At 72.9% G+C, this 8,274-nt stretch carries 7 protein-coding genes; 4 read left to right on the forward strand and 3 right to left on the reverse strand.

The window, feature by feature from the left end; translation table 11 throughout:
- Positions 1-123: 123 nt before the first annotated feature.
- Positions 124-972 (reverse strand): alpha/beta fold hydrolase, encoded by an 849-nt coding sequence (locus ACFVXK_RS35040; RefSeq protein WP_389620232.1) that lies wholly within the window; start codon positions 970-972, stop codon positions 124-126.
- Between the two features lie 81 nt (positions 973-1,053).
- Between ACFVXK_RS35040 and ACFVXK_RS35045 the strand changes: the two genes are divergently transcribed.
- Together ACFVXK_RS35045 and ACFVXK_RS35050 are read left to right on the forward strand one after the other, a co-directional pair.
- Positions 1,054-1,614: a CGNR zinc finger domain-containing protein gene (locus ACFVXK_RS35045; RefSeq protein WP_389620235.1), complete on the forward strand. Its 561-nt coding sequence runs from the start codon at positions 1,054-1,056 to the stop codon at positions 1,612-1,614.
- Positions 1,614-1,955 (forward strand): hypothetical protein, encoded by a 342-nt coding sequence (locus ACFVXK_RS35050; RefSeq protein WP_389620238.1) that lies wholly within the window; start codon positions 1,614-1,616, stop codon positions 1,953-1,955. The genes ACFVXK_RS35045 and ACFVXK_RS35050 overlap by 1 nt, the downstream gene beginning before the upstream one ends.
- On the opposite strand, the gene ACFVXK_RS35055 is transcribed toward ACFVXK_RS35050, so the two are convergent.
- Positions 1,952-2,815, reverse strand: coding sequence for a hypothetical protein (locus tag ACFVXK_RS35055; protein ID WP_389620241.1), 864 nt, complete (start codon positions 2,813-2,815; stop codon positions 1,952-1,954). The two genes, ACFVXK_RS35050 and ACFVXK_RS35055, sit on opposite strands and share 4 nt — an antisense overlap.
- Positions 2,816-2,890: 75 nt before the next feature.
- Positions 2,891-4,480 carry an MFS transporter gene (locus ACFVXK_RS35060; RefSeq protein WP_389620244.1) on the reverse strand — a complete coding sequence of 530 codons (1,590 nt, stop codon included), beginning with the start codon at positions 4,478-4,480 and terminating at the stop codon, positions 2,891-2,893.
- A gap of 394 nt (positions 4,481-4,874) precedes the next feature.
- Between ACFVXK_RS35060 and ACFVXK_RS35065 the strand changes: the two genes are divergently transcribed.
- On the forward strand, positions 4,875-5,651 hold the full coding sequence (locus tag ACFVXK_RS35065) for an ABC transporter ATP-binding protein (RefSeq protein WP_389620248.1): 777 nt from the start codon (positions 4,875-4,877) through the stop codon (positions 5,649-5,651).
- On the forward strand, positions 5,648-8,221 hold the full coding sequence (locus tag ACFVXK_RS35070) for an ABC transporter permease (RefSeq protein ID WP_389620251.1): 2,574 nt from the start codon (positions 5,648-5,650) through the stop codon (positions 8,219-8,221). Before ACFVXK_RS35065 ends, ACFVXK_RS35070 begins: the two co-directional genes overlap by 4 nt.
- Positions 8,222-8,274 lie beyond the last annotated feature (53 nt).

Raw genomic sequence — 8,274 nt, forward strand, 5'->3', positions numbered from 1 at the left:
GGGGGGGGGGGGCCCCCCCCCCCCGACGCGGTCCGCAGGCGGGATGTCTGCGATCTCGGGGGGTCTGGGCGGAGCCCAGGGAACGGAGGAAGGGCGGGGCGGGGAGCTTCGGGCCGGGGATGGTCAGAGGCGGGTCAGGAAGTCGTCGATCAGCGGGGTGATCTCGGACAGGTGGGTTTCGAGGGCGAAGTGCCCGGCGCCCTCGAAGACGTGGACCTCCGCCCCCGGCGCATCCCGCAGGTACGCCTTCGCCCCGGCAGGGGTGAAGAAGGGGTCGCCCGCGCCCCAGACGACCAGTACGGGGACGCCCGAGTCGCGGAGCCAGGCCTGCCAGGCCGGGTAGTGCGCGAAGTTCGAGGCGTAGTCGAAGGCGAGGTCGGCCTGCGCGTCCTCGCGCCCCGGCAGGCCGAGGTAGTGGACGTCGAGGGTCCAGTTGTCGGGGGAGATCAGGGCGGGGTCCGCGACCCCGGTCTCGTACTGGAAGCGGGTGCCCTCGGCGGTGAACAGGCGGCGCACCCGTTCCTCGTTGCCCGGGACCTCCCGCCGAAGTCCCGCGAACTGGCGGGCGGCGTCGGAGAGTCCCTCGTCGTAGGTGTTGCCGTTCTGGACGATGAGGCCGGTGACGCGTTCGGGGCGGCGGGTGGCGAGGCGGAGGCCGACGGGGGCGCCGAAGTCGAAGACGTAGAGGGCGAACCGGTCGAGGGCGAGGGCGTCGGTGAACCCCTCCACGATGTCGGCGAGGCGGTCGAAGGTGTACGTGAAGCCGGCCGGGGTGTCGGTGCGGCCGAAGCCGGGGTAGTCGGGGGCGATCAGCCGGTACGGGGTGTCGCGGAGGGCGTCCATCAGGCGGGTGAACTGGTGCGAGGCGGTGGGGAAGCCGTGCAGGAGCAGCAGGACGGGGCCGTCGGCGGGGCCGCTTTCGCGGTAGGCCACGGTCACGCCGGCGACGTCGACGGTGCGGTGCGCGATCATCACATGCCTCCAGGTCGTCAAGTGGCATTAGCTTCGGGCAGGAATCGCTAATGTGTCAAGGGGAGTTGGTAGCATTAGCCGGTGACGTTCTTTCCGTTGACCGGTGAGCCCCTGGCGCTCGACCTGCTGAACACCCGGCCGACCGGTGCCGGTGATCTGATCGCCGACCGGGCCGGCCTGGCCGCCTGGCTGGCCGTGGAGGGCGACCGGCTGGGCCGGGTCGCCGAGGTGGGGGAGGCCGAGGTGGCCGCCGTGCATGCCGTGCGGGAGGTCGCGGGGCCGCTGCTGGAGGCGGTCCGGCACGGTGAGCGGCCGCCGGCCGCGGAGCTGGAGGCGCTGAACGCGGTCCTCGCCGCGGCCCCCGTGTCCCGCGAGCTGTACTGGTCGGCGCTGACCGGTCCGGCGGCCGCCCCGCACCGCGAGGCCGCCCCGGCGGCGCGGCTGGCCGCGGAGCTGGCGGAGGCGGTCGTGGACCTGCTGACGGACGCGCGGGTGGGGTCGGTGCGCGGGTGTGAGGCGGAGGACTGCGTGCTGCTGTTCCTGCCGGCCCACCCCCGCCGGCGCTGGTGCGTGTCGTCGGCCTGCGGGAACCGGGCCCGGGTGGCCCGTTACCACGCCCGGCACAAGGGGGAGCGGGCCTGATGGACTGGGACGCGCTGACCGAGAACGAGTACGCGTTCGTGCTGAACGCCACGGAGATCGACATCCTGCCCGGGGTCTGGGGGGACCTGGTGGAGGAGGACAAGGAGAAGCCGGTCTCCCATCTGGTCCCGATCCTGCTGGGCCTCGTGGACCGGGGGTTGGTCCAGGTGCACCGGGTGGTCCCGTGGACCGCGCCCAACGGCGATCCGGGATTCCAGCCGGGCCCGCTGGTCGACCGCGCCGATCTGCCGGCGGTGCTCGCGGACCCGGAGGAGTGGGAGTACCCCGGGGAGCTGGACTGGATCGGCAAGCTGACCCTGACCAGGGTGGACGGGGTCTAGCCGGCGGCGGGCCCGGCGGAGGGCCCGGTGGTGGTGGCCGAGGCCGGTGCGGGTGCGTGGTGGTACGGGTCGCTGCGCAGGCCGCGGGAGGTGACCACCACCGTGAACGGGGGCTTGGTGTCCGGCGGGAGGGCGGCCGTCAGGGTGCCCGTCGCCGGGTCCTGGGCCGCCGGGAGCGGGGTGTCGTCCACCGTGAGGCGCGGGTCGGTGAAGCCGCCGCCCTCGACGGTGAGGACGCCGTCGGGGGTGACGGCGGCGTGGGTGATGACGGGGTTGCCGCGGGTGGCCATCTTGTTCACCAGGTACGCCCCCGCCGGAGCGCCGGTCAGCGCCCAGATCTCGCCCGGGAGTTCGGGCAGCCCGGCGCCCACGTCGGAGAGGAAGAACAGGACGACGTAGAGCATCGTCACCGCGCTCAGGGCCACGTACTGGAGGTCCACGAGGTCGGTGCGGCCGCTGTCGTTGGCGATGAGCTCCCGCAGCGGGCGGCGTCCGGTGGCGGTGGGCCTGGGGGCCGGCTTGGCCAGGGTGCCGTTCTCCACCCGGATCCCGACGACCGTCTTGGCCGCGATCAGGGCGACGTACGGGCCGCCGAGCAGCGGGAGGTAGACGGTGGTCAGGGCGGACAGCGGGCCGTGTGCACCGCGGAAGTAGCCGGTTCCGCCGCCCGCCGTCAGCCCGTAGCCGAGGATCGTGAGCAGCAGCCAGACCAGGACCACCGTCCAGGCCAGGGCCAGGGTGGTCGAGGTGGAGAGCCGGCCGTCGCGTCCGGTGACGAAGCCGGGCCTGCGGTACAGGCGCAGGATGACGGGGCCGGCCAGGGCGGCCAGTAACGCCAGTGCCAAGAGTGCGGATGTCATGTCGTCCCCCCGGGGTGCGGTCCTGGGGAGAGCCTCACCCGAGCAGGGCGGGCATGACAAGTTGTCAAGCAGCCGTCATTCGTGCTCCGGCAGGACCGGGAACCGCCTGGGCGCCACCAGCAGCAGCACCAGTACCGCCGCGACCCCCGCGAACGCCGCCCCCAGGAAGATGTGGTGCACCGCGGCCGCCACCGCCCCCCGCAGGTGCTCCGAGGCGGCGCGCGAGAGGCTGCCCGGCTCGGCCAGGGCCCGTGACACGTCGTCCAGCCGGTGCGGCAGCCCCGGCAGGTGGTCCCGTCCCAGCCGTGCGGCGACGGTCGCGTTGGCCACCGCCCCCATCAGCGCGGCCCCCACCGCCTGCCCGACGGTGCGGCAGAACAGCACCGAGGCGGTGGTCGTACCGCGCTCCGCCCAGCCCACCGTGGACTGCACCCCGACCACCAGCGGCAGCTGGAACAGGCCCAGCGCCGCCCCCAGCAGCAGCATGATCACCGCGGGCTGCCAGGCCCGCGCGGGATACGGCAGCAGGGTGAAGGCGAACAGCACCACCGCGGCCAGCCCCACTCCCAGGGCGGCGGTGTCGCGGAAGCCGATGCGCCGGTACACGTGCTGGCAGACGGCGGCCGACAGCGGCCAGCTCAGCGTCATCAGCCCCGCCACCAGCCCCGCCCCCACCGGCCCGAGCCCGAGCACGGACTGCGCGTAGGTCGGCATGAACACCATCGGGGCGACCATCAGCAGCCCCAGCGCCCCCATCGCCAGGTTGACGGCGGCGATGGTCCGCCGCCGCCACACCCACCCGGGCAGGATCGGGTCCGCGGCCCTGCGCTCCACCCGCACCACCACCCCCGCCAGCACCGCGCTCGTGCCCAGCAGCCCCAGCGAGGGCGCCGACAGCCACGGCCAGGCCACCCCGCCCTGCACCAGCGCGAACAGCAGCAGCCCGCCGCACGCGAAGATCCCGAGCGCCCCCGCCCAGTCGACGGGGCCGCGCCGGCCCGGGGAGCGCCGGGGTTCGACGAGGTGGCGGACGGTCAGCCACAGGGCCAGCCCGGCCATCGGCACGTTGACCAGGAAGGTCCAGCGCCAGCCCGCGTACCCGGCGATCACCCCGCCGAGGGCCGGGCCGATGAGCGCGGAGCTCGCCCACACGGTGGTCATCCGGGCCTGGATGCGCGGGCGGTCGCGCAGCGGGTAGAGGTCGGCGGCCAGGGTCTGCACGGTGCTCTGCAGGGCGCCGCCGCCCAGCCCCTGGACGATCCGGAAGGCGATCAGCGCGCCCATGTCCCAGGCGGACGCGCACAGCAGCGAGCCGGCGAGGAACAGGGCGGTGCCGAAGACCAGGACCGGTTTGCGGCCGAAGGTGTCGCTGAGCTTGCCGTAGACGGGGAGGGTGACGGTCACGGCGAGGAGGTAGCCGGAGAACAGCCAGGAGAAGACGGAGAACCCGCCGATGTCCCCGACGATCTGGGGGACGGCGGTCGAGACGATCGTGGTGTCGAGCGCGACCAGGGCCATGCACAGCATCAGCGACGCGACGACCTTCGCCGGCGGCCGGCCCTGTAGGGGTACGGCGGCGTCCGCCTCCGTGGCGGAAACCTTTCCCCCGGAGGCGCCGGCCGGCCTTCCGCGGGAGGCCGCGCCCCCGCCCTCGTCCGTCTCCACCGGCTTCTCCCTTCGTCCGCGCAGACACCCTCTCACCGGGGTGCGCCGGGCGGAATCCCCATCTCACGCGGGGTGGCCCGGGAGGTGTCCCCTACGTCCGGTCCGCCGAAGGGGGGACGACCCCTAGGGGTCCCTCAGCATTTGGGCCCAGGGGACTTTCGTCCCGGCGGAGGAGGCCGAAGGGCCCCGCACGTCTTTAACTGGTTCACATGGGCGGGGCCGCGGGGGGCGGGGTGGGGTTAACCCCCGGCGGATACGGCGACGGGCACCAGGGCGCCGGACGCGCCCCGTTCAGCAGACTTCACGACGGCGACGCACGCACGCACGCGCACACACCGGTGGGCGGCGGCACGCACGCACCACACCGACACGGGGAGAAGCAGTGACAACGGCGATGACCGAGACCAGGCACGGAAGCGGCGGGGGACACGGCTCCGTGGCCGCACGGGCGCGCCAGGTCGTCAAGGCGTACGGCTCGGGCGAGACCCGCGTCGTCGCCCTCGACCACGTGGACGTGGACATCCACCGCGGCCGGTTCACCGCGATCATGGGCCCCTCGGGCTCCGGCAAGTCCACCCTGATGCACTGCCTGGCCGGCCTGGACACGGTCACCAGCGGGCAGATCCACCTCGAGGACACCGAGATCACCGGCCTGAAGGACAAGAAGCTCACCCAGCTGCGCCGCGACAAGATCGGCTTCATCTTCCAGGCGTTCAACCTGCTGCCGACGCTGAACGCCCTGGAGAACATCACCCTCCCCATGGACATCGCCGGCCGCAAGGCCGACCCGCAGTGGCTGGACCGCGTGGTGCAGACCGTCGGCCTCGCCGGGCGCCTCAAGCACCGCCCGACCGAGCTGTCCGGCGGCCAGCAGCAGCGCGTCGCGGTCGCCCGCGCCCTCGCCGCCCGCCCGGCGATCATCTTCGGCGACGAGCCCACCGGAAACCTGGACTCGCGGGCCGGTGCCGAGGTGCTCGGCTTCCTGCGCCAGTCGGTGGACGAGCTCGCCCAGACCATCGTGATGGTCACCCACGACCCGGTCGCCGCCTCCTACGCCGACCGCGTCATCTTCCTGGCCGACGGCCGCATCGTCGACGAGATGTACGGGCCCACCGCCGACCAGGTCCTGGACCGGATGAAGGACTTCGACGCGCGCGGGCGGACCTCGTGACCGTCATGAAGACCGCGCGGCGCAACTTCTTCGCGCACAAGGGCCGCATGGCGCTGTCCGCCGTCGCCGTGCTCCTCTCGGTCGCCTTCGTCTGCGGCACCCTGGTGTTCACCGACACCATGAACACCACCTTCGACAAGCTGTTCGCCGTCACCAGCTCCGACGTCACCGTCAGCCCCAAGGAGCCGGCCGACGGCGAGGAGAACCCCAACCGGGGCCGCCCGCAGACGCTGCCCGGCTCGGCCGTGGAGAAGGTGCGCGGCGCCGAGGGGGTCAAGTCCGTCGAGGGCGGCGTCATGTCCACGGCCGTCACCGTCGTCGACTCCAAGAACGAGAACATGGGGTCGACCACCGGCGCCCCGACCATCGCCGGCAACTGGAACGACGGCGAACTCAAGTCGATGAAGATCACCTCCGGCCGGGCCCCGCGCGGACCGACCGAGATGATGGTCGACGCCGACACCGCCGACAAGCACCACCTGAGGCTCGGCGACGAGCTGCGCACCATCGCCGTCACCGGCGACGTCCGCGCGAAGATCAGCGGCATCGCCTCCTTCACCGTCACCAACCCGGGCGCGGCCATCGTCTACTTCGACACCGCCACCGCCCAGGAGAAGCTGCTCGGCGCGCCCGGCACCTTCACCCACGTCAACGTCACCGCCAAGGACGGAGTCAGCGACGAGCAGCTGAAGAAGAACGTGGCCTCGGTCCTCGGCGCGGACACCTACAAGCTGCAGACCGCCAAGGAGGCCACGGCCGCCAACAAGAAGGACATGGGCTTCCTCGACGTCATGAAGTACGTGATGCTCGGGTTCGCCGGCATCGCCTTCCTCGTCGGCATCTTCCTGATCTTCAACACCTTCTCGATGCTGGTCGCCCAGCGCACCCGCGAGATCGGCCTGATGCGCGCCATCGGCTCCGACCGCGGCCAGATCAACCGCTCGGTGCTGCTGGAGGCCCTCCTGCTGGGCGTCGTCGGCTCCGCCGCCGGTGTCGCGGCGGGCGTCGGCCTGGCCGTCGGCCTGATGAAGCTCATGGGCTCGATGGGCATGCACCTGTCCACCGGCGACCTGACGGTCCGCTGGACGACCCCGGTCACCGGCCTGCTCCTGGGCACCGTCGTCACCGTCGTCGCCGCCTACGTCCCGGCCCGCCGGGCCGGCAAGGTCTCCCCGATGGCCGCCCTGCGCGACGCCGGCACCCCCGGCGACCGCAAGGCCGGCGTGGTCCGCGCCGTCCTCGGCCTGGTCCTCACCGGCGCCGGCGCCGCGGCCCTGTTCCTCGCCGCGGCCGCCGACCAGGCCTCCGCCGGTTCGCTGTGGCTGGCCCTCGGCGTCCTGTTCAGCCTGATCGGGTTCATCGTGATCGGCCCGCTGCTGGCGGGCGTCGTCGTCCGGCTGCTGGCCGCGCCCGTCCTGCGGCCCTTCGGCTCCGTCGGCCGGCTCGCCGAGCGCAACGCCCTGCGCAACCCGCGCCGTACGGGGGCCACGGCCGCCGCGCTGATGATCGGACTGGCGCTGGTCGCCTGCCTGTCGGTCGTCGGCTCCTCGATGGTGGCCTCCGCCACCGACGAGCTCGACCGCACCGTCGGCGCCGACTACATCGTCGCCTCCCAGGGCGGCCAGCCGCTGATGCCGCAGGCCGAGCAGGCCATGCGCGGGGTCAAGGGCCTGGACCACGTCACCGCCTACCGCGAGGTCGAGGCGAAGATCACCGCCCCGGACGGCACCTCCGCCCAGGACCGGCTCAGCGCCACCGACCCCTCCTACGCCCAGGACGTCCGCCGCAAGACGACCGCCGGGCAGCACCAGGACGCGTACGCGCCCGGCGCGATGGCCGTCGGCTCGGAGTACGCCGCCAAGCACCACGTGAAGGTCGGCGACGAACTGGGCGTGGCCTTCAACGGGGGCAAGACCGTCAAGCTGAGGGTCGCGGCGATCACCCTGGACGAGGGCAACCTCGACAAGGGCGTCAAGTACGTCAGCACCGCCACCGCCGAGGCCAACGTGCCGGCCGACCAGCTGCCGCGCCCGTTCATGCTGCTGGCCAAGGCGCAGAAGGGGCAGGCCGACAGCGCGTACACGGCGCTGAAGGCGGCCATGGCCCAGTACCCGCAGTACAAGGTGCTCAACCAGACCGACTACAAGAAGGACCTCAAGGACCAGGTCGGGCAGCTGCTCAACATGGTCTACGGCCTCCTCGCCCTGGCGATCGTCGTCGCGGTGCTGGGCGTGGTGAACACGCTGGCCCTGTCGGTGGTCGAGCGGACCCGTGAGATCGGCCTGATGCGCGCCATCGGCCTCTCGCGCCGCCAGCTGCGCCGGATGATCCGCCTGGAGTCGGTGGTCATCGCCCTCTTCGGCGCCCTGCTGGGCCTGGGGCTGGGCATGGGCTGGGGCGCCACCGCGCAGCAGCTCCTCGCGCTCCAGGGCCTGAAGGTGCTGGAGATCCCGTGGGCGACGATCCTCGCGGTCTTCGCGGGCTCGGCCCTGGTGGGCCTGTTCGCCGCCCTGGTCCCGGCGTTCCGGGCGGGCCGGATGAACGTCCTGAACGCGATCGCCAGCGAGTAGCCGCCGGCGGTCGTACGGGGGGAAGAACGGGGGAGTACGGGGGAGTACGGGGG

The organism is Streptomyces sp. NPDC058157, assembly GCF_042884105.1.
GTDB lineage: Bacteria > Actinomycetota > Actinomycetes > Streptomycetales > Streptomycetaceae > Streptomyces.